The organism is Agromyces sp. Root1464, from assembly GCF_001427265.1.
Lineage (GTDB): Bacteria > Actinomycetota > Actinomycetes > Actinomycetales > Microbacteriaceae > Agromyces > Agromyces fucosus.
Window position 1 is genome coordinate 1 of the sequence record NZ_LMFU01000002.1, and the last position, 22,184, is coordinate 22,184.

Consider the following 22,184-nt stretch of genomic DNA (forward strand, 5'->3'; position numbering starts at 1 on the left):
ATAATCACTACACTCACACACGTTTGAACATGTTCATGAAAAGGCCGTGTGAGTGGCCAAAGATACGCTCGCGTCCACTCTGTGGTTCCCTTCAGACGGGAAACCCMAAAACTCAACACTGAGAACACACCCGCACCACCACACCCCCACACCGGGGCCTGGTSGGTGCGGTCACCGAGACCACCAACCACCCCMACCGGGGCGTGATTGGTTCTAGAGTTTCGGCGGCCATAGCGCGAGGGAAACGCCCGGACACATTCCGAACCCGGAAGCTAAGACTCGCAGCGCCGATGGTACTGCAGGGGGGACCCTGTGGGAGAGTAGGACACCGCCGGACAAACATTGAGGAGAGAGGCCACCCGAAGACGGGTGGCCTTTCTTCGTTAACGGGGTACTTCACAAGGTGCCCCATTACGGTTGAGTCCCATGAGGACTCCACACACGACGGGAATATCGTGAGCGACTCCAAGCACGGCTCGGCAGACCAGGGGCGACCTGAGCGACGCGATCAGCACAGCGGCGGCGGCAACGGAGCCGGCCGGCCGGCGAGTGCGCGTTCCGGTTCCACCGCTCGAGACGGCGCTCCAGCGAAGAAGCCGTACGGGGACCGTGACAACCGGAAGCCGTATGGCGATCGTGACGCGAAGAAGCCGTATGGGGACCGTGACAACCGGAAGCCGTATGGCGATCGTGACGCGAAGCCCTACGGGGACCGCGGAGCGTCGAAGCCGTATGGGGACCGTGACAACCGCAAGCCCTATGGCGACCGTGACGCGAAGAAGCCGTACGGGGACCGAGACAACCGGAAGCCGTATGGCGATCGCGACGCGAAGCCCCACGGCGACCGCGGTGCGTCGAAGCCGTACGGCGATCGCGATGCGAAGAAGCCGTACGGGGACCGCGACAACCGGAAGCCGTATGGCGATCGCGACGCGAAGCCCTACGGCGACCGCGGTGCGTCGAAGCCGTACGGCGATCGCGATGCGAAGAAGCCGTACGGTGATCGTGACAACCGGAAGCCCTATGGCGACCGTGACGCGAAGAAGCCGTACGGGGACCGCGACAACCGGAAGCCGTATGGCGATCGCGACGCGAAGCCCTACGGCGACCGTGACGCGAAGAAGCCGTACGGGGATCGTGACAACCGGAAGCCGTATGGCGACCGCGATGCGAAGAAGCCGTACGGGGACCGCGACAACCGCAAGCCCTATGGCGATTCGCCCCGGGGCGGACGCCCCGGCGGGCGCGACGACCAGCGCGATGCACCTCCCCGTGAGAACTACGGTGCGGCCGACCTGCAGGTGCGTCCGCGCCACGACGACCCGTTCATTCCCGAGTCGATCGAGGCACGCGACCTCGACAAGGGCGCTCGCGCCGAGCTGAAGACCTTGAGCAAGGAGAACGCCGACTGGGTCGCGCGGCACCTCGTCGCGGCATCCGAACTCCTCGAAGACGACCCCGAGCTCGCGCACCAGCACGCACTTTCGGCAGGGCGCCGCGCCGGCCGCATCGCCGTCGTGCGCGAGACGCTCGCGATCACCGCCTACGCGACCGGCGACTTCGCACTTGCGCTCCGCGAGCTGCGTACGTACCGCCGCATCTCGGGAAGCAACGACCAGCTGCCGCTGCTCGTGGACAGTGAGCGCGGTGTCGGTCGACCCGACCGTGCCCTCGAGGTCGGCCGCGCGGTCGACCGTTCGACGCTTGCTCCGGCCGTGCAGGTCGGACTCGCCATCGCCATGTCGGGGGCCCGTCTCGACCTCGGCCAGCCCGAGATCGCCCTCGCCGAGCTCGAGATCCCGCAGCTCGACCCCGATCGGGCGTTCTCATACAGCCCGGCTCTCTTCTCGGCGTACGCCGAGGTACTCGAGGAGCTCGGTCGCGCTGACGAGGCCGCGAAGTGGCGGGCCCGTGCTGACCGTGCCGAAGCGGCGCTGGGTGGTCCGGCTGAGGCGGAGTCGATCGAGATCTTCGAGGTGGAGCTCGAGGAGTTCGCCGACGAAGCCGACGAGACTCACGAGCCCGAGGACGCCGGAGAGGTCGCCGAGGACGAGTCCGTCGACGACACCGGCGACGGCGCAGCAACGGACGAGGCCGTCGTGGCCGAGACCGAGGCAGCGGATGCCGCGGAGCTCGGCGACGCCGACGACGAGGCGCCCGCAGAGGCTGACGCTGAGGAGGCCTTCGACGGCGACCCGCGCGACGTGCTCGAAGACGACGTGCGCGAGGTGCTCGCCGCCCTGGAAGCCGACGAGAGCGAGGGTACGTCCGGTGGGACTGTTCCGCGCGAAGACTGAGCACCCGACGCCGCTCGACGGCGTCGACGCGGTGCTCGCCGACCTCGACGGCGTCGTCTACGCCGGCGCCCACGCGATCCCGCGCGCCGTCGAGAGTTTGAACCTCGCGAAGCGCGATCGGGCTGTCGGCTACATCACGAACAACGCGTCGCGAAGCGATGCATCCGTCGCCGGTCACCTGGCCGAACTCGGCCTCGACGTGGTCGCAGCCGATGTCGTGACCTCGCCGCAGGCCGCGATGGCACTGCTCGCCGAACAGGTCGCGCCGGGCGCGCTCGTGTTCGTCGTGGGCGGAGAGGGCATCACCTCAGAACTCGAGAAGCGGGGCTACCGCATCACGCGCTCGGCGGACGACGCGCCCGAGGCGGTCGTGCAGGGCTTCGCACCCGAGCTCGGATGGCGTGAACTCGCCGAGGCATCCTTCGCCCTGTCGGCAGGTGCCGGCCCGGATGGTGCGGCGTCGGGGATCCCGTGGATCGCGACGAACATGGACTGGACCATCCCGGTCGCGCGCGGCATCGCGCCGGGGAACGGCACGCTCGTCTCGGCGGTTCACACGGCGGTCGGCCGGTTCCCGCTCGTCGCGGGCAAGCCCGAGACGCCGATCTTCGACGAGGCGCGACGCAGGTTCGGCGCCGAGCAGCCGCTCATGGTCGGCGATCGCCTCGACACCGACATCCTGGGCGCGCGGCGTGCCGGCATGTTGAGCGCTCTCGTGCTCACCGGCATCGACACGGCCAAGCAGGTGCTCGCGGCTCCCGAATCGAGTCGACCCGACTTCATCCTCGCCGACCTCGACGGCCTGCACGCCCCGTATCCGGCCACGGAGCAGGCGCGTGGCGGCGTGACCCGTGTCGGCTCCGCCCGGGTGCGCATGTCGGGCAACCGCGTCGAGATCGTCGACGACGGCGACGACCGGCTCGACCTGCTGCGTGCTGCGTGCGCGGCGATCTGGGGATCGGGCATGGGCATCCACGTGCTCGACGTTCCGGCCCGGCTCTACAGCTGACCGGTCGGTCGTCGGCCCGGCGTCGGCGGCTCGGGGTAGCGTTGACACGTGAGCACTGAACCCGATCGATCAGAAGCGGCCGCGACGATCCCGCCCGCGGCCGATGCGGCCTCCTCGTCGGTGTCGGCCGTGCTCGCCGAGGTCGAGTCGCGACCGCTCGCCGAACGTGCGGAGGCGTACCAAGCGCTCGCCGGCGAGCTGCGCACGCAGCTCGAGCAGTCCGACCCGTCGCTGCGCAACTGACGCATGACCGAACAACGACTCGACGCGGCGCTCGCGGCGCGCGGACTCGCCCGCTCGCGCACGCACGCCGCGACACTCATCGCCGCGGGCGTCGTGACGGTCGATGGTCGTCCGGTCGTCAAGGCGGCGGCCAAGGTCGGCGATGACGCGCTGCTCGAGGTCGCGGCATCCGATCACTACGTGAGCCGTGCGGCGCACAAGCTGATCGCCGGTCTCGACGCCTTCGGCGTCGACGTCGCCGGTCGAATCGCGCTCGACGCGGGCGCCTCGACTGGCGGGTTCAGCCAGGTGCTCCTCGAGCGCGGCGCCCGGCGAGTGCTCGCCGTCGATGTCGGACACGATCAGCTCGCGCCCGAACTCGCGGAGGCTCCCGGCCTCGTGCTCGTCGAGGGGTGCAACGTGCGCCATCTCGACGCCGCCAGACTCGCAGAGCTCACCGGGGTCGACGAGCGGCCGTCGCTCGTCGTCGCCGACCTGTCGTTCATCTCGCTCACCGTGGTGCTGCCGGCGCTGCGTGCGAGCGCGACCGATGACGCGGACTTCGTGCTGCTCGTCAAGCCGCAGTTCGAGGTCGGGCGCGGGGGGGTGCGCGAGGGCGTCGTGCGTGACGCCGGACTCCGCGCCGAGGCCGTCGCGAACGTGCTGTGGGCGGCATTCGACGCGGGGCTCGGCACCGCCGGCGTCCTGTCCTCCCCAATCGCGGGCGGCCACGGAAATATCGAGTACCTCGTGCATCTGAGCGCCGCGCGCGGAGTGAATCCGACAGAATGGTCAGGTCGGGTAGACGAAGTGACGGGGAGGGCGAAGGCGTGAGTGACGCACGGCGCTTCCTGGTGGTCGCACATACGGGCCGGCAATCCGCCCTCGAGGCGACGAGCGAGGTCTGCACCCAGCTCCTGGCCGCCGGCGCGGTGCCGGTCATCGCGGCAGAGCACTGGGACGAGGTGCACGACTTCGTGCCCGAGCTCAACGGCTCGGTCGAGCGCTTCGAGGAGACCGACCCGACGGGCATCGAGCTCGTCATCGTGCTCGGCGGCGACGGCACGATCCTCCGGGCCGCCGAGATCATGCGCGACTACCCAGTGCCGCTGCTCGGCGTGAACCTCGGCCACGTGGGATTCCTCGCCGAGAGCGAGCGTGACGATCTCGGCTACACGATCGGCCGCGCGCTGGCACGCGACTACACGGTCGAGGAGCGCATGACGCTCGCGGTGCGCGCGAAGGTCGGCGACGACGTCGTCTACGAGAGCTGGGCGCTCAACGAGGTCACCGTCGAGAAGGCCGAACGCGAGCGCATGCTCGAGGTCGTCATCGAGGTCGATCGTCGACCGCTCTCCTCCTTCGGCTGCGACGGCGTCGTGATGTCGACGCCGACCGGGTCGACCGCGTATTCGTTCTCCGCCGGCGGCCCCGTCGTCTGGCCGAGCCTCGAAGCGCTGCTGCTCGTTCCGCTCAGCGCGCACGCGCTCTTCGCCCGGCCGCTCGTGGTCGGTCCCGAGTCGTCGCTCGCGGTCGAGATCCTCCAGCGCACCGAGGCATCCGCCGTCATCTGGTGCGACGGCCGGCGCACGTTCGACCTTCCGCCGGGTTCACGCGTGATCGTGCGCAGGTCGCCCATGCCGGTCCGCCTCGCGCGACTGCACGAGGCGCCGTTCACCGACCGCCTGGTCAACAAGTTCCAGCTCCCGGTCACCGGGTGGAGGGGGCCGGTCGGGCGTGAATAGTCAGAGAGTGATCGAGGGCTGCAGTGATCGAGGGCTGTATTGATTGAGGAACTCGGCATCCGCGATCTCGGTGTCATCGCCGAGGCCACCCTTCCGCTCGGGGCCGGATTCACGGCCGTGACGGGCGAGACGGGCGCGGGCAAGACCATGGTCGTGACCGCGCTCGGTCTGCTGCTCGGCTCGCGCTCCGACGCCGGCGCCGTGCGTGCCGGCGCGAAGCAGGCGTGGGTCGAGGGCCGTTGGCTCGTGCCCGACGACGGCACCGTCGCCGAGCGCGTCGCCGAGACGGGCGGCGAGATCGAAGCCGGTGAGCTGCTGCTCGGCCGCTCGGTCTCCGCAGAGGGACGCAGCCGGGCCGTCGTCGGCGGACGGAGCGCCCCCGTCGGCGTGCTCGCCGAGCTCGGGGACGAACTCGTCGTCGTGCACGGCCAGGCCGACCAGCAGCGGCTCCGCTCAGCGGTCGCGCAACGCGAGGCGCTCGACCGCTTCGCCGGATCGAAGCTCCAGGCCGTGCTCGACGAGTATCGCGTCGCCTTCAACACCTGGCGAACGGATGCCGCCGAGCTCGAGCGTCTCCGCGCCGATCACGAGTCGCGGGTGCGCGAGGCCGAAGAGCTGCGCGCCGCCCTCGACGAGGTCGAAGCCGCCGACCCGCAACCCGGTGAAGACCTCGAACTGCAGGAGCGTGCCGACCGGCTCTCGAACCTCGAAGAGCTGCGACTCGCAGCTGCACAGGCTCGCGCCCTGATCTCCGCCGAAGACGTCGTCGACGACGTCCCAGACGCCGTCGCGCTCGTCGACGGCGCTCGACGGCAGCTGGAGCGCGTCGCCGAGCATGACGCAACGCTGCAGCCCATCGGCGAGATGCTGACGAACGCGGGCTTCCTGCTCGCCGATGCGGCGGCCGAGCTGTCGGGGTACCTCGCCGGGCTCGACGCCGACGGTGCGCGCGAGCTCGAGATCGTGCAGGAGCGCCGCGCCGTGCTCGGGGGTCTCGTACGTCGCCACGGCGGCGGCCTCGAAGAGGTGCTCGAGTTCCGCCGCAACGGCGGTCTCAGGCTCGTCGAGCTCGACAGCGACGACGAGCGCATCGAGGGACTCGAGGCATCCGTCGCGTCGCTCGAAGCCGAGGTCGACCGGCTCGCCGGTTCACTCACCGAGCTGCGCACCGACGCCGCCGGGCGGCTCGCGTCCGCCGTCACGACCGAGCTCGCGGCACTCGCGATGCCCGATGCCCAGCTCGCCGTCGTGATCGAGCCGACCGCCGAAGCGACGTCGCACGGCCGCGATGCCGTGTCGATCCTGCTCCGACCGCATCCCGGTGCCGAGCCGCGGCCGGTGTCGCGCGGAGCCTCCGGCGGTGAGCTGTCGCGAGTGATGCTCGCGATCGAGGTCGTCATCGCCGGCAGCGACCCCGTGCCGACGTTCGTCTTCGACGAGGTCGACGCCGGTGTCGGCGGCGCCGCCGCGATCGAGATCGGGCGGCGCTTGGCGCGGCTCGCCGAGCGATCGCAGGTCATCGTCGTGACCCACCTCGCGCAGGTCGCCGCGTTCGCGACGAACCACTTGAGCGTCGTAAAGGGCACCGACGGGCAGGTCACCTCCTCGAGCGTCCGCCAGCTCGCTGGGGCCGAACGGGAGGCCGAGATGGCGCGGCTGCTGTCGGGGCTCGCCGATTCGCAGAGCGGGCTCGCGCACGCCCGGGAACTGCTGGAGATCGCCGCCGACCGCGCGGCGTGACGCGCGGTCGCCGGCCGCGAACGAACGGGATCGAGTGGATCCCGAGAAAATGGGGGAGCGCGTGGGGCATGTCGGGTCGAATGATCAGCAACGTGGGTTAGGCTATAAGCCCGTGGTGGATGAACGCGGAACAGACAATCAGAACGACACGACCAAGCACATCTTCGTGACCGGTGGTGTCGTTTCTTCGTTGGGCAAGGGACTCACGGCGGCGAGTCTCGGCAACCTCCTGACTGCCAGGGGCCTCAGAGTCGTCATGCAGAAGCTCGATCCATATCTGAACGTGGATCCGGGCACGATGAACCCCTTCCAGCACGGCGAGGTCTTCGTGACCGACGACGGCGCTGAGACCGACCTCGACATCGGTCACTACGAGCGGTTCCTCGACATCAACCTGAGCCAGGCGGCGAACGTCACCACCGGCCAGATCTACTCGACGGTGATCGCCAAGGAGCGCCGCGGCGAGTACCTCGGCGACACCGTGCAGGTCATCCCGCACATCACCGACGAGATCAAGCGGCGCATGCGGCTGCAGGCCTCGGAGTCGCCGAAGCCCGACGTCATCATCACCGAGATCGGCGGCACCGTCGGCGACATCGAGTCGCAGCCGTTCATCGAGTCGGCCCGCCAGGTGCGCCACGAGCTCGGCCGCAAGAACGTCTTCTTCGTGCACGTCTCCCTCGTGCCCTTCATGGGCGCGTCGGGCGAGCAGAAGACCAAGCCGACGCAGCATTCGGTCGCCGCGCTCCGCTCCATCGGCATCCAGCCCGACGCGCTCGTGCTCCGCAGCGACCGGCCCGTCACCGAGTCGAACAAGCGCAAGATCGCGCTCATGTGCGACGTCGACGAGCAGGCCGTCGTGAACGCCGTCGACGTGCCGTCGATCTACGACATCCCGACGATGCTGCACGACCAGGGCCTCGACGCCTACATCATCGACACCCTCGGTCTCGGTGAGAAGGCGGCCGACGTCGACTGGTCGGGCTGGAGCAGCCTCCTCGACGTCGTCCACGACCCCAAGCACGAGGTCACGATCGGGCTCGTCGGCAAGTACATCGACCTGCCCGACGCCTACCTGTCGGTCACCGAGGCGCTGCGCGCCGGCGGTTTCGCGAACGACTCCAAGGTCAACATCGAGTGGATCCCGTCCGACGAGTGCCAGACCCCCGAGGGGGCGCAGAAGCACCTCGCGCACCTCGACGGCATCTGCGTGCCCGGCGGCTTCGGCGTGCGCGGCATCGAGGGCAAGCTCGGCGCCCTGCTCTTCGCGCGTGAGAACGCCATCCCGGTGCTCGGCCTCTGCCTCGGCCTGCAGTGCATGGTCATCGAGTACTCGCGCAATGTCGCGGGACTGCCCGGTGCCTCGTCGAGCGAGTTCGACCCCGACACGCAGTACCCGGTCATCGCGACCATGGAGGAGCAGGTCGAGATCATCGCCGGCGGCGATCTCGGTGGCACCATGCGTCTCGGCCTCTACCCGGCCAAACTCGCGGAAGGCTCGATCGCGGCCGAGCTGTACGGCTCGACCGAGGTCTCCGAGCGTCACCGTCACCGCTACGAGGTCAACAACTCCTATCGTGACCGCATCGCCGAGGCGGGCCTCTCGTTCTCGGGGATGTCGCCCGACCGTCACCTCGTCGAGTTCGTCGAGCTGCCGCGCGAGGTGCACCCCTTCTACGTCGGCACGCAGGCTCACCCCGAGCTGCGCAGCCGCCCGAACGATGCCCACCCCCTCTTCCGCGGCCTCGTCGGTGCGGCGCTCGAGCGCCAGCAGGCGAGCAAGCTGTTCGACGACGTCAGCAATGGCTGATTCCCTCGGCTCCGGCATCGGCGGGCGGCGCGAGCCGCTCGCCGATGAACGGGTCGTGGTGCCCGTCGTCTCGAGCGAGCGAGTGTTCGAGGGTCGGGTCTGGGACATCCGCCGCGACGCCTTCGAATTCGGCGGCGAGACCATCGTGCGCGAGTACATGGACCACACGGGTGCGGTCGGCGTCCTCGCGATCGATGACGACGACAACGTGCTGCTGATCAAGCAATACCGCCACCCGGTGCGCATGCGCGACTGGGAGATCCCCGCCGGCCTCCTCGACGTCGACGGCGAACCGCCGCTCGCCGCCGCGAAGCGGGAGCTCGCCGAAGAGGCCGACCTCGAGGCATCCGACTGGGCGGTGCTGACCGACATCGCGACGTCGCCAGGAGGCAGCGACGAGCTGATCCGGGTGTACCTGGCACGCGGACTCTCGGTCACGGCCGAGGCGTTCGCCCGCGAGGGCGAGGAGGCCGACATGGAGACCCGTTGGGTGCCGCTCGACGAGTGCGTCGACGCGGTCCTCGAGCGACGCATCCACAACGCGCCGCTCGCGATCGCGGTGCTCGCGGCCATGGCGGCCCGCGCCCGCGACTGGTCGAGTCTCGGCCCAGCGGATGCCCCGTGGCCCGGGCAGGCCGTCGGCCGCACGGAGCGCTCGCAACGATGACCGGAACCCCCGTCGACGACTACCTGCGGCATCTCGTCGTGGAGCGGGGGCTCGCGCGGAACACGATCTCGTCGTATCGACGCGACCTCGCGATCTACGCCGACTGGCTCGCCTCCCGAGGCATCGCCGGGCCTTCGGCGGCAGCTGAGCAGGACCTCGGCGACTTCGTGCGCTTCCTCGGCGCCGACCGCGTGCCGCCGCTCGCGACCTCGTCGATCGCCCGCGTGCTGTCGGCGGTGCGCGGCCTGCACCGGTTCCTCGCCGAGGAGGGGCTCGTGCCGACGGATGTCTCGCGCGAACTGCGCCCTCCGAAGCTGCCGATGCGCCTGCCCAAGGCGATCCCGGTCGACGACGTCGAGGCGCTCATCGCGGCAGCTGGCGGCGACGAGCCGACCGACCTGCGCGACACCGCCCTGCTCGAGGTGCTCTACGCGACCGGTGCGCGCGTCTCGGAGGCGGTGTCGCTGAACGTCGACGACCTCGTCGACCAGGAGGTCGTGCGGCTCTTCGGCAAGGGCGGCAAGCAGCGCATCGTGCCCCTCGGCAGCTACGCGCGCCGGGCCGTCGACGCCTACCTCGTGCGTGCCCGGCCATTGCTCTCCGCACGCGGCACGGCGACGCCCGCGCTCTTCCTCGGCGTGCGCGGCAAGCGGATGTCGCGGCAGGCCGCGTGGGAGGCGCTGCGCGACGCCGCCGCGACGGCGGGGCTCGCGACATCCGTCTCGCCGCACACCCTGCGGCACTCGTTCGCGACGCACCTGCTCGAAGGCGGCGCCGACGTGCGCGTCGTGCAGGAGCTCCTCGGCCACTCCTCGGTCGCCACCACCCAGATCTACACACTCGTCACAGCGGACACACTCCGGGAGATGTACACCGCGGCCCACCCGCGTGCTCGCTAGAATCGACCAAGCACCCGCCCGGCCCCAGGAGAGAAGACGCCACGTGACGCACCAGACGAACCACTCAGCGGACGGAATCGCAACTCCGCCAGAGCTCGGTCCCACTGGTCGCCCCTCTCGCGAGTTCCCCGAGCCCGTCACGCTCACCTCCCACGGCCCTGCGCGCATCATCGCCCTCTGCAACCAGAAGGGCGGCGTCGGCAAGACGACCACGACGATCAACCTCGGCGCGACGCTCGCCGAGTACGGCCGCCGGGTGCTCGCGGTCGACTTCGACCCGCAGGGTGCGCTCTCGGCGGGCCTCGGCGTGCCGACGCACGACGTGCCCACGATCTACGACCTGCTGCTCTCACGCACGCTCGACCCGGCCGAGGTGATCCAGAAGACGAGCGTCGAGGGGCTCGACGTGATCCCCGCCAACATCGACCTCTCGGCTGCTGAGGTGCACCTCGTCACCGAGGTCGCCCGCGAGCAGATCCTCGCGAGTGTGCTGCGCCGCGTCTCCGCCGACTACGACGTGATCCTCATCGACTGCCAGCCGTCGCTCGGACTGCTGACGGTGAACGCCCTCACGGCCAGCCACGGGGTCGTCATCCCGCTGGAGTGCGAGTACTTCGCGCTGCGCGGCGTGGCGCTGCTCATCGAGACCATCGACAAGGTGCGCGACCGCCTGAACCCGGCGATCCAGCTCGACGGCATCCTCGCGACGATGTACGACTCCCGTACGCTGCACTCCCGTGAGGTGCTCGAGCGCGTCGTCGACGCGTTCGGCGACGAGGTGCTCGAGACGGTCATCACCCGCACGGTGAAGTTCCCCGACGCGAGCGTCGCCGGGACTCCCATCACCGAGTTCGCACCCGAGCACCAGGCGTCGCGGGCGTACCGCCAGCTCGCCAGGGAGCTGGTCTTCCGTGGCGCGGTCGCCTGAGGCGGCGTCGGCCCCCGAACAGCACGCGTCCGACGCGAGGGTGTCGGCCGAAGGAGATCACGCGCCAGCGCGGTCGGACGACTCGGCCATGACGGCGTCGGCCGAGCCGATGTCGGACGCGCCCGCGGCCGACGACGGCGGCTTCCGCGTCGCGCTCACGAACTTCGAGGGCCCGTTCGACCTGTTGCTCTCGCTCATCACGAAGCACGAGCTCGACATCACCGAGGTGTCGCTGTCGGCGGTCACCGACGAGTTCATCTCGTACCTGCGCGGCCTCGACTCCGAGGAGGAGCTCGATCGCGCCTCCGAATTCCTCGTCGTCGCGGCGACGCTGCTCGACCTGAAGGTGGCGGGGCTCCTGCCGCAGGGGGAGCTCGTCGACGCCGAAGACGTCGCCCTGCTCGAGGCCCGCGACCTGCTGTTCGCCCGGCTGCTGCAGTATCGGGCCTTCAAGGAGGCGGCGCGCTGGTTCTCGGGCAACCTCGAGCGCGAGTCGCTGCGTCATGCCCGCAGTGTGCGGCTCGAGGAGAAGTTCCGCCGGCGCGCTCCGGAGCTCGTCTGGACCCTGTCGGCCGAGGACTTCGCCGCGCTCGCGACGCTGGCGCTGACGCCGCGCGAGATCCCGGTCGTCGGCCTCGACCACCTGCACGCACCGCTCGTCTCGATCCGCGAGCAGGCGGCGCACGTCGTCGCGGTGCTCCGGCGCGGCGATCCCGTGACGTTCCGCCAGCTCATCGCCGGCGTCGGCCAGTCGGGAGTCGTCGTCGCGCGCTTCCTCGCCGTGCTCGAGCTCTACCGGCATGCCGCGATCGGCTTCGAGCAGCTCGAGCCGCTCGGCGAGCTGACGCTGCGCTGGTCGGCCGAGAACTGGTCCGACGAGAACCTCGAGAGCCTGGGGGCTGACTATGACGAATGAGACGGATGTCGCGGCGACGGGTCTGCCCGACGAGGATGTCGTCGGAGCCGAGAACGAGTTCGACGCGGTGAACGAGCCCGTCGCATCGGGCGAGACCGAGTCAGACGGCCCCGAGCTGTCGATCGTGACCCCGCTCGACGTGCCCGGCCAGCCTCGCCTCGACCTCGACCGCGCCCTCGAGGCGATCCTCTTCATCGCCGACGAGCCGCAGAGCGTCGTCTCGCTCGCGGCTGCGGTCGCGCGTCCGGTCGCCGAAGTGCGCGCCGCGATCGCCCGGCTCCGTGCCGACTACGACGGCGCCGGGGCGTCGGGCGAGCCGCGAACGGATGTCGCGGGGGAGCCCGAGCCGCGAAGCATCCGTCGGGGCTTCGAACTCCGCGAGGTGGGCGGCGGCTGGCGTTTCTACGTGCGAGCCGAGTACGACACCCTCGTCGCCGACTTCGTGCTCACGCAGTCGTCGACCCGGCTCTCCCAGGCGGCGCTCGAGACGCTCTCGGTGATCGCCTACAAGCAGCCGATCTCGCGCTCCCAGGTCGCCTCGATCCGTGCGGTGAACGTCGACTCCGTCGTGCGCACCCTCCTCGGGCGCGGCCTCGTCACCGAGGTCGACACCGACCCCGAGACCGGCGCGATCCTCTACGGAACGACCGAGCTGCTGCTCACGAACCTCGGCATCAACTCGCTCGACGAGCTGCCCCACATCTCGCCGTTGCTCGACGACGGCCAGGAAGGATTCGACTTTGACTGACGCAACCGGCTGGGGCGGCGAACCCGCCCCTGAGGGCGTACGACTGCAGAAGGTGCTCGCCGCGGCGGGCGTCGCGAGCAGGCGGGTCTCGGAGCAGTACATCGCCGAGGGTCGCGTCGAGGTGAACGGGGAGATCGTGACCGAGCTCGGCCGCCGCATCGACCCCGAGACCGACCTCGTCGCGGTCGACGGCGTCGCCGTGCAGCTCGACCCCGCGAAGCGCTACTACATGCTGAACAAGCCGCGCGGCGTGGTCTCGTCGATGCGCGACGAGCAGGGACGCCCCGACCTCACGCGCTTCACCGACGGCCTCGAGGAGCGGGTGTTCAACGTCGGCCGCCTCGACGCCGAGACGAGCGGACTGCTGCTGCTCACGAACGACGGCGACCTCGCGCACGTGCTCGCCCACCCGTCGTTCGGCGTCTCGAAGACGTACATCGCGAAGGTCACCGGCCGGGTCACGCCGCAGGTCATCCAGCAGCTGAAGAACGGCATCGAACTCGACGACGGCCCCATCAAGGCCGACAAGGCGCGCATCCTGCAGCAGCAGGGCGATGACCGGCACTCGATGGTCGAACTCACGCTCCACTCGGGCCGCAACCGCATCGTGCGCCGCATGCTCGACGCGGTGGGACATCCGGTCGTCGACCTCGTGCGTCGGAGCTTCGGCCCGCTCAACCTCGGCACGCTCCGATCGGGCCAGATGCGCGAGCTGACGAAAGAGGAGCGGGGCCAACTGCTCACCATCTCCCGCGCGGCGGAAGCCGATCGCGAGGGAGGCGAGTCGTGACCGAATCACGACTGACCGGCCCCGTTCGCGTGGTCGGTGTGGGACTGTTGGGCGCGAGCATCGGCCTCGGCCTGCGTGCCAAGGGCGTCGAGGTGATCCTCGCCGACGCCTCGCCGACGCACCTCGCGATCGCAGTCGACTACGGCGCCGGACGGGCGGCCGCTGCAGGCGACCGCCCGCAGCTCATCGTCGTGTGCGTGCCGCCCGACGTCACGGCCGACGTCGTCGCGGCCGAACTCGAGGCGTACCCCGAGGCGATCGTCACGGATGTCGCGAGCGTGAAGCTCGCCGTCTACGAGGACCTGAAGGCACGCGGCGCCGACCTCTCGCGCTACATCGGCACCCACCCGATGGCCGGTCGCGAGCGGGGCGGCCCCATGTCGGGCCGCGCCGACCTCTTCGTCGGCCGCCCGTGGGTCGTCGCCGCGCACGGCGGCATCTCGTACCAGGACGGCTCGGCGATCGACGACCTCATCCTCGACCTCGGCGCGACGCTCGTCGAACTCACGCCCGAGCAGCACGATGCCGCCGTCGCCCTCGTCTCCCACGTACCGCAGGTCGTCTCGAGCCTCATGGCCCGGCGCCTCATCGACGCACCGCACGCCTCCGTCAACCTCGCCGGGCAGGGCATCCGCGACGTCACCCGCGTGGCGGCGAGCGACCCCGAGCTCTGGGTGCAGATCCTCGGCCAGAACTCCGAGCCCGTCGCCGAGATCCTGCGCGGCTACCGCGACGACCTCGACCGCTTCATCGACGCGCTCGACAACATGGATGCGCCCGGGGCACGTCGCCGCGTCGCCGAGGAGCTCTTCGGCGGCAACACCGGCGTCGAACGACTGCCGGGCAAGCACGGCGTCGACCGTCGCTACTCGAGCCTCATCGTCATGATCGACGACCGGCCGGGCCAGCTCGCGCGGCTCTTCAACGACGTCGGCGAGGCCGGCGCCAACATCGAGGACCTCCGGCTCGAACACTCGCCGGGCGCGCAGATCGGCCTCGCCGAGATCTCGGTGCTCCCCGAGGTGCAGCAGCACCTCACCGATGAGCTGGCCGCACGCGGCTGGCGGATTGCAGGTTGAACGTGTCACCCGTCATCCCGTTCGTCGTGGCCGTCGACGGCCCGGCCGGCAGTGGCAAGTCGAGCGTCTCGAAGGAGGTCGCGCGTCGGCTCGACTTCGGCTTCCTCGACACGGGTGCCGCCTACCGCGCCCTGGCTTGGCACGCCGAGGCCTCCGGAATCGACACCGACGACGCGGCATCCGTCGTCTCGTGCCTCGATTCCTTCGACTACCGCATCGGCACCGACCCGACCGGCTACTCGGTGCAGGTCGGAGCGGTCGACGTGACCGAGGCGATCCGCGACCCGCAGATCTCCGCGGTCGTGAGCGCCGTGGCGCGCGTGCCCGAGGTGCGGCGCCATCTCATCGAACTGTTCCGGTCGATCATGGCTGCGGTCGATGCGTCCGGCATCATCGTCGAGGGCCGAGACATCACGACCGTCGTGGCTCCCGACGCCCCCGTTCGCATACTCCTCACAGCATCGGAAGCGGTTAGAATGGGCAGGCGCTCCGCTGAGCTGACCGGATCGTCGGTCGAAGCTGCGGGGGAGCAGCTGCGGAAGCGCGACGCGGCGGATTCCAAGGTCGTGGACTTCATGACCGCGGCAGACGGCGTCACGACCGTCGATTCGACGGAGCTCGACTTCGACCAGACGGTCGAAGCGGTGATCGGCGTGATCCGCGAAGCGGCGCCCTTCCTCGCCCCCGAGCACGTCGCCAGGGGCGCACAGATTTCAGAGGAGACACCATGACCGACCAGAGCGAAGAGTACGACGCTCCCGACGACGACCTCGTCGAGCGTCTTGCCGACGTCGACGACGACCTCGCCGAGCAGCGCGCAGCAACGCTCCGCTCGGGACTCGCCGACTACGCACTCGACGACGACGACCTCGACGTGCTCGAGCTCTCGGAAGAGGGCGAGGAGGCCATCCGCTACCTCCCCGCGCTGCCGGTCATCGCGATCGTCGGTCGACCGAACGTCGGCAAGTCCGCCCTCGTCAACCGAATCCTCGGCCGGCGCGAGGCCGTCGTCGAAGACACCCCCGGTGTCACCCGCGACCGCGTCTCGTACAAGGGCGAGTACCTCGACCGCCGCTTCACGCTCGTCGACACCGGCGGCTGGGAGCCCGACGCGAAGGGCATCGACGCCTCGGTCGCCCTGCAGGCTGAGGTCGCCATCGAGCTCTGCGACGTCGTGCTCTTCGTCGTCGATGCCACGGTCGGCGCGACGTCCACCGATGAGCACGTCGTGCGGCTGCTCCGCAAGACGAAGAAGCCGGTCTTCCTGCTGGCCAACAAGGTCGACGACGCCCGCCAGGAGTCAGAGGCCGCCGCACTCTGGAACCTCGGACTCGGCGAACCCCACCCGGTCTCGGCCCTGCACGGTCGCGGCGTCGCCGACATGCTCGAACAGGTCTTCAAGGTGCTGCCGCAGGTCTCCGCGGTCGCGAAGGACGAGTTCGGCGGCCCGCGTCGTGTCGCGATCCTCGGTCGCCCGAACGTCGGCAAGTCGAGCCTGCTCAACAAGACCGCGGGTGAAGAACGCGTCGTGGTCAACGAGCTCGCCGGCACCACGCGCGACCCCGTCGACGAGCAGATCGAGCTCGGCGGCAAGATCTGGCGCTTCGTCGACACCGCCGGCATCCGTCGCCGCGTGCACCTGCAGCAGGGCGCCGACTTCTACGCCTCGCTCCGCACCCAGGCGGCGCTCGAGAAGGCCGAGGTGGCCGTCGTGCTCCTCGACGTCTCGCAGCCGCTCTCCGAGCAGGACGTGCGCATCATCGACCTCGTGCTCGAATCGGGCCGGGCGCTCGTGCTCGCCTTCAACAAGTGGGACCTGCTCGACGACGAACGTCGTCGCTACCTCGAGCGCGAGATCGAGCAGGACCTGCATCACGTCGCATGGGCACCGCGCGTCAACATCTCGGCGAAGACCGGCCGTCACCTCGAGAAGCTCGTTCCTGCGCTCGAGACCGCGCTCGAGTCGTGGGACACCCGCATCCCGACGGGCAAGTTCAACGCGTTCCTCACCGAGCTGACGCAGGAGCACCCGCACCCGGTGCGCGGCGGCAAGCAGCCCCGCGTGCTGTTCGGCACCCAGGCGGCCAGCCGCCCGCCGACATTCGTGCTCTTCACGACCGGGTTCCTCGACCCGGGCTACCGCCGGTTCATCCAGCGACGCCTGCGCGAGATCTACGGCTTCGAGGGTTCGCCCATCGTCATCAACATGCGGGTGCGCGAGAAGCGCGACCGCTCGAAGTAGGCAACGGATGTCGCGGCGCCCGAGTCGTTCCCGCGAGGGAGCCGGCTCGGGCGTTCGCGGTCTCTACGTCGAGATCCTCGTGCGCGCCGAGCTCGACGAGATCTGGCGCCTCACGCAGAGCCCGGAGCTGCATCAGCGCTGGGACCTGCGCTTCTCGTCGATCACGCCCCAGACGGCGGGGCCCGACGGGACATCACGGTTCATCTACGAGCGCTCGCTCGGGGTGCACACCATCCGAGGCACCGGCATCTCGCTCGGCGAGCGGGCGCATGCCGACGGCGGCGCGACCTCCGCGCTGCGATTCGACACGGATGATCCGTGGTCGCCACTGCGCGACGGCCGCGGCTATTGGCGCTACATCCCGACGGCCGACGGCGTGCGCTTCATCACGGGATACGACTATGAGCCCGGGTTCGGGCGGCTCCCTGATCGCGTCATCCGCCCGTTCGTACGCTGGATGACGGCCTGGAGCTTCGACCGCTTGCGGATCTGGGCGGAGACCGGAGCGCCGCCCGAGCGGTGGCCGGTGGCATCCGTCATCATGTTCTGGCGGGACGATCGGCCCCGGGCACGACGATGTCGAACCACGCCGCCGCCTCGCGGCGCCTTCGCGTTCGCGCCTGAGAGCCTCGCCGCCCTGGAGCAGCCATGACCGAGACCACCGGCGACGCCGGAGCATCGGCGGCCGGGACACTCGGGGCGGTGTTCCCGCGGGCGCTCGGCGACGACTTCCTGCGACTCCACCCGATGATGCAACGCCGGTTCCGCGTCTCGATCGACGCCGGGTACGCGTGCATCGGTCGCGGCGTCATGACGAGCGTTCGGCGCGGGCCGTGGTGGACGGTGCCGTTCCTGCAGATCGGTCGGCTCCGCAACATCCTGATCCCAGACATCGGGCACGACGTGCCGTTCACGATCGAGAACCATGCGTACGTCGACCCGTTCGGGCGGGAGACCGTCACGTTTGTGCGCGAGTACCGGGTGCCGGGCCGGCGCCGCTCGAGCCGCTTCGACGCGACGATGGTGTTCGACCCGAAGCGCGGCGCCGTGGTGGATTACCTCGGCACGCACCAGCACCTCGCCGTCGACCTGGCGCTCGACGTCGAACCCGACGGGTCGCTGCTGCTCCGATCAGGAGCGCAGCGTTTTCGCGAGGGCTTCCTCGACTTCCGGTTCCCGATGCTGTTCTCGGGGTACGCGGAACTGCGCGAACGGTACGACGAGGACGCAGGGGTCTATCGCGTGCGCCTCGAGGTGCGCAATCGCGTCTTCGGGTACCTCTTCGGTTACGAGGGTTGGTTCTCGAGCGAGTTCCCCGATGCCGCGCAGGCGCCGGCGCATGTGCTGCCGAAGCGCCACGAGGCGCGGTACTGAGCGCCATGGACGTCACGATCAGGGTCAAGCCCGGGAGCCGCAAGGGACCGCTCGTGGAGGCGGTCGAGGGTGACCCCACGGCCTCGCTCACGGTGTTCGTGCGGGAGCGCGCCGTGGACGGCGCCGCGAATGCCGGCGTCGTCGAGGCCCTCGCGGCCCACTACGGAGTGCCGCGCAGCCGCGTGCGCATCCTGCGAGGGGAGTCAGCACGGGTGAAGCGGGTGCGAATCGACGACTGAGTGGAGGTCGCGGGTTCAAGCCCCGTTACTCACCCTCATCACTCGCTCAGCGCGACGACTCGACCAGCTCGACCTGCATGATCGCGCGGTCTGGCCGGGGGCGGGCGATCTCGGCGAAGCCCGCGTGCGTGAACATCGAGACTGTGCCGTGGAAGAGCGCGTCGGCCGACACCTTGGCGCGGATCTTCGGGTCGACCGCGTAGGCCTCGACGACGACGGCACCGCCTGCGCGGGCGAAGTCGACGGCCGCTTCGGCGAGAGCGCGGGCGACGCCCCGGCCCCGGTGGTCGCGCGGAACGACGAAGCAGGAGACGGCCCACACGGCGTCGTCGTCGAAGTCGGGATGCGCGGTGCCGCCCTTGACGATGGTGCTCAGGCGAACCCTGGGGAGATCGGTACGAGGTTCGACGGCGCACCAGCCGACCGGCGTCTCGCCGTCGTACGCGATGAGCCCGCGCCCGATGCCCGACGCGTTCAACTGCTCCTGCAGCCGGTCACGCAGACCGTCGTCGCCGAACCGACGCCAGTCGCTGCCGGGGATCTTGTACCACTGGCACCAGCAGTGCGCCGGGTCGCCGCGGGTGCCGAACACGGCCTCGACATCGCTGAACGGCACTTCGCTCGCAGGAGCGACGCGGAGCCTGAGCGGCTCGAGATCTTCGGTCACGTCGGTGATCACGGTTCGAATGTATCGCCGACCACTGACATCCGCAGCGGTCACCCTGATCGCGTCGCGCGAGATCGTGAACATAGGTAACAATGCAGTATCATCATGATATGACTCCCGAGATCACCGTGCTCGACCGACTGCTCGAGGTCAGCGAGCTCTTCCAGAAGGACATGGCCAACGCATTCGCCGGCACCCCGCTGACGCCGGCGCGCACGAGGCTGCTCTGGGAGCTCGCCGCCACCGGTCCGTCGACCCAGCACGCCCTCGCGACCCGGCTCGAGGTGAGCCCCCGCAACATCACGGGTCTCGTCGACGCGCTCGAGGCAGGCGGCTATGTCACCCGCTCGCGCCACCCGAGCGATCGGCGGGCGATCATCGTGTCACTCGCGGCATCCGCTGAGGAGTTCATGCGCGACATGCAACGCGACCATGCCGAGCTCTCGGCCGAACTGCTCGGCGCCGTCGCTCCCGCCGACCGCGACGCGCTGCGCCGCGGCATCGAGGCGATCGCCGGGCGGCTGCGCGAACTCATCGAAGCCGACGAGCAGCGCCGTGCCGCTGAGCAGTCTCAGGCGGTGGGGGAGTGAGCACCGCGACGGCGACGCGCGCCGAGGCATCCGTCTGGCGACGCATCGGAGGGTTCCTGAAGCGCGCGCTGATCATGGAACTCAGCATCTACGCGAGCATCGGGCGGTTCATCGCGCGGCGCCCGGCGATCGCGCCCGGCGCGAAGGGGTTCAGCTTCCACAAGCCCGTGATGACGATCCTCATGATCTTCATCGTGCTCTCCGCTGTCGAGATCCCGATCTTCGACCTCATCGTGCATCGCTGGCCCGCCGTTCGCATCACGCTGCTCGTGCTGGGCATCTGGGGGCTCACCTGGATGTTCGGGTTGCTGTGCGCCTACTTCATGCGGCCGCACACCGTCGGCCCCGACGGCATTCGCGTGCGCGGCGGTCTCGAGCTCGACATCGCGCTCAGCTGGGACGACATCGCGTCGGTTGCTCGCAACCTGCGGGTGGACGAGCCCAAGTCGCCGAAGATCGTCGAGACGGATGTCTCGCGCACCCTCATGCTGCGCATGACCGACGAGACGAACCTCGAGATCGAGCTCGAGGGGCCGACGCTCGTCAAGCTGCCCGGACACGGCACGGCCGGCGGTGAGCAATCGGTGACGGCTCTGCGCATCTGGGTCGACGACCCGGTGGCGTTCATGGACGAGGTGCGGAAGTACATCTGAGCGCCGTTGGGCGCAACGGCTCCGTCGGCTCAGCCGCCAGCGATCGCACCGAGCGGATGCCTCGTCGTCGCCCATGTGTCACGAGCACCCCTTCGGATGCCGCTATGATGGTCAAGTTGTCTTCGGAGAAATCCGGTGGCATCGGGCTGTGGCGCAGCTTGGTAGCGCACTTGACTGGGGGTCAAGGGGTCGCAGGTTCAAATCCTGTCAGCCCGACCAGAAAGTCCCGGAAACCCAAGGGTTTCCGGGACTTTTGAGGTTAAGAGATTTGATCCTCCCATCGAAAACCCCTCACTTTCATCGCTGCAGCACCCTTGATCCGGACTTCTCGTCCGAGACGGCCGTGTTCATACCGGCCGGTTCCGATCTCAGCGGCGCGATGCGCACCTCAGCGGTATGAACCGCACCGACGATTGCGGTCCGGACCGCGCGATTCGGATCCGTCAGACCTCACGAGCGACCCGTATCAACCCAGCCGTTCTCGAGCTCGACGCCGTTTCCGTCGAGTGTCGACTCGAATGCGAGGAACACGTCGACGAGTGCATCTCGGTCAGTGAAGTACCGCGCGTAGTAGGCCTCGAGCTCGGGGGCGAACCCGCCGTCGAGCGCGACCTGGGAACCCAGGTAGGCGAACAGCTCGTTGGCACGGTTCTCGGACCGGTTGCCGACCGAAGCCGCGATCTGTCCGCGTACGCCGTCATCGGCGGGCACTCGCAGGAGCTCCGCCTCGACGAGCACATCGACCTCATCGCGCTCTGCGGGACCCAGCCGGGCATACACAGCGTGCAGCAGTTCGTGGGCGGCCGTCGTCACCATCATGGGTCGCAGGCGCGCATCGTCGGGCTTGAAGATCGAGATGACATCGTACCCGGTGTAGCACCCGACCGTCGTGCCGCCGTCGGAGTCATCGGGCTCGAACGCACGCTGGTCGCAAGCTCGCGACAACTCGTCTTGATCGCGAAATCGTGGCCGGGCATCGAAGAAGATCTCGCGCCCCTCCGCCGTGAGGAACGCCTCGTCTGCGAGCGCCGCGATCTCGGCGTCGGGCCGGTCGATGATGAGGCCCCCGGGTGTGGTGACTTCGAGCATGACCATGAGCCCGCCGAGGGTCAGCACGCCGACGAGGACGACGGTGAGTGCATTCCGGGTCACGATGGCGAGTATGGCACGGCCGGATGACCCAGGACAGCCGCCGACGCCGTGACTCGAGCCGCCGTGCACATCACACCCGTCACGGATGTCGCGAGCGTACGTTCGAGCACCTCGGGGAATTTCGTCCCAGTCGACGATCCTGAGCACACGCCTAGTGGCGCGCGACCTTTGCAAGCGCGCGTCTCGCTTCGTCTCCGACCAGCCATCGGACATCGACCTCGACCTTCCCCCTCGGCATCTGGCGTTTTCTCACCAACCTGCGCGGCAGTCAGCCAATTCTTTCCTCATCTAGCTCCACTCACACGACCTCCGTCACCCTGCGCGACCGCACAATCCACACGCGTTGATCCGCACGATGCGTGCACTCCTCGTCGAGACCGCACGCCTCGAGCGGGTCGACGGCTGACGCGATCCATT

General features: G+C 69.4%; 23 protein-coding genes, 1 tRNA gene and 1 rRNA gene. 23 read left to right on the plus strand and 2 right to left on the minus strand.

The features are described from left to right. The first annotated feature begins 220 nt into the window (after positions 1 to 220). The 20 genes from rrf (at position 221) to ASD23_RS05880 (ending at position 18,705) form a co-directional block, all read left to right on the plus strand. Positions 221 to 337, plus strand: a 5S ribosomal RNA gene (rrf, locus tag ASD23_RS05785). Between the two features lie 118 nt (positions 338 to 455). Next, entirely contained in the window at positions 456 to 2,297 is a 1,842-nt protein-coding gene (locus ASD23_RS19205; protein ID WP_056007977.1) for a hypothetical protein, read from the plus strand. After that, positions 2,272 to 3,306: an HAD-IIA family hydrolase gene (locus ASD23_RS05795; protein WP_056007980.1), complete on the plus strand. Its 1,035-nt coding sequence runs from the start codon at positions 2,272 to 2,274 to the stop codon at positions 3,304 to 3,306. The genes ASD23_RS19205 and ASD23_RS05795 overlap by 26 nt, the downstream gene beginning before the upstream one ends. Before the next feature lie 48 nt (positions 3,307 to 3,354). Further along, positions 3,355 to 3,549 carry a hypothetical protein gene (locus ASD23_RS05800; RefSeq protein WP_056007983.1) on the plus strand — a complete coding sequence of 65 codons (195 nt, stop codon included), beginning with the start codon at positions 3,355 to 3,357 and terminating at the stop codon, positions 3,547 to 3,549. Positions 3,550 to 3,552: 3 nt separating this feature from the next. Beyond that, on the plus strand, positions 3,553 to 4,362 hold the full coding sequence (locus ASD23_RS05805; protein ID WP_056007986.1) for a TlyA family RNA methyltransferase: 810 nt from the start codon (positions 3,553 to 3,555) through the stop codon (positions 4,360 to 4,362). Then, positions 4,359 to 5,273, plus strand: a complete 915-nt coding sequence (locus ASD23_RS05810; RefSeq protein WP_129230044.1) for an NAD kinase — start codon at positions 4,359 to 4,361, stop codon at positions 5,271 to 5,273. Before ASD23_RS05805 ends, ASD23_RS05810 begins: the two co-directional genes overlap by 4 nt. Positions 5,274 to 5,312: 39 nt before the next feature. Further along, positions 5,313 to 7,013, plus strand: coding sequence for a DNA repair protein RecN (gene recN / locus ASD23_RS05815; RefSeq protein ID WP_056007992.1), 1,701 nt, complete (start codon positions 5,313 to 5,315; stop codon positions 7,011 to 7,013). A 112-nt stretch (positions 7,014 to 7,125) separates the two neighbouring features. Then, positions 7,126 to 8,823 carry a CTP synthase gene (locus tag ASD23_RS05820; protein WP_442854318.1) on the plus strand — a complete coding sequence of 566 codons (1,698 nt, stop codon included), beginning with the start codon at positions 7,126 to 7,128 and terminating at the stop codon, positions 8,821 to 8,823. Then, on the plus strand, positions 8,816 to 9,490 hold the full coding sequence (locus ASD23_RS05825; RefSeq protein ID WP_056007998.1) for an NUDIX domain-containing protein: 675 nt from the start codon (positions 8,816 to 8,818) through the stop codon (positions 9,488 to 9,490). The genes ASD23_RS05820 and ASD23_RS05825 overlap by 8 nt, the downstream gene beginning before the upstream one ends. Beyond that, positions 9,487 to 10,389 (plus strand): site-specific tyrosine recombinase XerD, encoded by a 903-nt coding sequence (xerD, locus tag ASD23_RS05830; RefSeq protein ID WP_056008001.1) that lies wholly within the window; start codon positions 9,487 to 9,489, stop codon positions 10,387 to 10,389. The genes ASD23_RS05825 and xerD overlap by 4 nt, the downstream gene beginning before the upstream one ends. Before the next feature lie 43 nt (positions 10,390 to 10,432). Then, a complete protein-coding gene (locus ASD23_RS05835) occupies positions 10,433 to 11,317 on the plus strand; it encodes a ParA family protein (protein WP_056008004.1) in 885 nt (294 codons plus the stop codon). A gap of 88 nt (positions 11,318 to 11,405) precedes the next feature. Further along, positions 11,406 to 12,233, plus strand: a complete 828-nt coding sequence (locus ASD23_RS05840; RefSeq protein ID WP_056008007.1) for a segregation and condensation protein A — start codon at positions 11,406 to 11,408, stop codon at positions 12,231 to 12,233. After that, a complete protein-coding gene (gene scpB / locus ASD23_RS05845) occupies positions 12,223 to 12,981 on the plus strand; it encodes an SMC-Scp complex subunit ScpB (protein ID WP_082571259.1) in 759 nt (252 codons plus the stop codon). The genes ASD23_RS05840 and scpB overlap by 11 nt, the downstream gene beginning before the upstream one ends. Then, entirely contained in the window at positions 12,974 to 13,771 is a 798-nt protein-coding gene (locus tag ASD23_RS05850) for a pseudouridine synthase (protein WP_056008011.1), read from the plus strand. Before scpB ends, ASD23_RS05850 begins: the two co-directional genes overlap by 8 nt. Continuing rightward, positions 13,768 to 14,850: a prephenate dehydrogenase gene (locus ASD23_RS05855; protein ID WP_056008014.1), complete on the plus strand. Its 1,083-nt coding sequence runs from the start codon at positions 13,768 to 13,770 to the stop codon at positions 14,848 to 14,850. Before ASD23_RS05850 ends, ASD23_RS05855 begins: the two co-directional genes overlap by 4 nt. Then, positions 14,847 to 15,581: a (d)CMP kinase gene (gene cmk / locus ASD23_RS05860; RefSeq protein WP_235507661.1), complete on the plus strand. Its 735-nt coding sequence runs from the start codon at positions 14,847 to 14,849 to the stop codon at positions 15,579 to 15,581. Before ASD23_RS05855 ends, cmk begins: the two co-directional genes overlap by 4 nt. Beyond that, positions 15,578 to 17,092, plus strand: coding sequence for a ribosome biogenesis GTPase Der (der, locus tag ASD23_RS05865; RefSeq protein ID WP_056008017.1), 1,515 nt, complete (start codon positions 15,578 to 15,580; stop codon positions 17,090 to 17,092). The genes cmk and der overlap by 4 nt, the downstream gene beginning before the upstream one ends. A 7-nt stretch (positions 17,093 to 17,099) precedes the next feature. Next, positions 17,100 to 17,744 (plus strand): hypothetical protein, encoded by a 645-nt coding sequence (locus ASD23_RS05870; RefSeq protein ID WP_082571260.1) that lies wholly within the window; start codon positions 17,100 to 17,102, stop codon positions 17,742 to 17,744. Further along, positions 17,741 to 18,466 (plus strand): DUF4166 domain-containing protein, encoded by a 726-nt coding sequence (locus ASD23_RS05875; RefSeq protein ID WP_056008020.1) that lies wholly within the window; start codon positions 17,741 to 17,743, stop codon positions 18,464 to 18,466. Before ASD23_RS05870 ends, ASD23_RS05875 begins: the two co-directional genes overlap by 4 nt. 5 nt (positions 18,467 to 18,471) lie before the next feature. After that, on the plus strand, positions 18,472 to 18,705 hold the full coding sequence (locus ASD23_RS05880) for a DUF167 domain-containing protein (protein ID WP_056008023.1): 234 nt from the start codon (positions 18,472 to 18,474) through the stop codon (positions 18,703 to 18,705). Between the two features lie 46 nt (positions 18,706 to 18,751). Here the strand turns inward: ASD23_RS05880 and ASD23_RS05885 are convergent, their stop codons facing one another. Beyond that, positions 18,752 to 19,384 (minus strand): GNAT family N-acetyltransferase, encoded by a 633-nt coding sequence (locus tag ASD23_RS05885; protein WP_162248732.1) that lies wholly within the window; start codon positions 19,382 to 19,384, stop codon positions 18,752 to 18,754. Between the two features lie 98 nt (positions 19,385 to 19,482). On the opposite strand from ASD23_RS05885, the gene ASD23_RS05890 reads away from it, so the two are divergent. The 3 genes from ASD23_RS05890 (at position 19,483) to ASD23_RS05900 (ending at position 20,834) form a co-directional block, all read left to right on the plus strand. Continuing rightward, the gene (locus ASD23_RS05890; RefSeq protein ID WP_056008029.1) at positions 19,483 to 19,962 is read left to right on the plus strand and encodes a MarR family winged helix-turn-helix transcriptional regulator; all 480 of its coding nucleotides are present in this window, start codon (positions 19,483 to 19,485) and stop codon (positions 19,960 to 19,962) included. Then, a complete protein-coding gene (locus tag ASD23_RS05895; protein ID WP_082571261.1) occupies positions 19,959 to 20,615 on the plus strand; it encodes a hypothetical protein in 657 nt (218 codons plus the stop codon). The genes ASD23_RS05890 and ASD23_RS05895 overlap by 4 nt, the downstream gene beginning before the upstream one ends. A 142-nt stretch (positions 20,616 to 20,757) precedes the next feature. Then, positions 20,758 to 20,834 (plus strand) — tRNA-Pro (locus ASD23_RS05900). Positions 20,835 to 21,065: 231 nt separating this feature from the next. Here ASD23_RS05900 and ASD23_RS05905 read toward each other — a convergent pair. After that, positions 21,066 to 21,767 carry a hypothetical protein gene (locus ASD23_RS05905; RefSeq protein ID WP_157377030.1) on the minus strand — a complete coding sequence of 234 codons (702 nt, stop codon included), beginning with the start codon at positions 21,765 to 21,767 and terminating at the stop codon, positions 21,066 to 21,068. Positions 21,768 to 22,184: the final 417 nt, after the last annotated feature.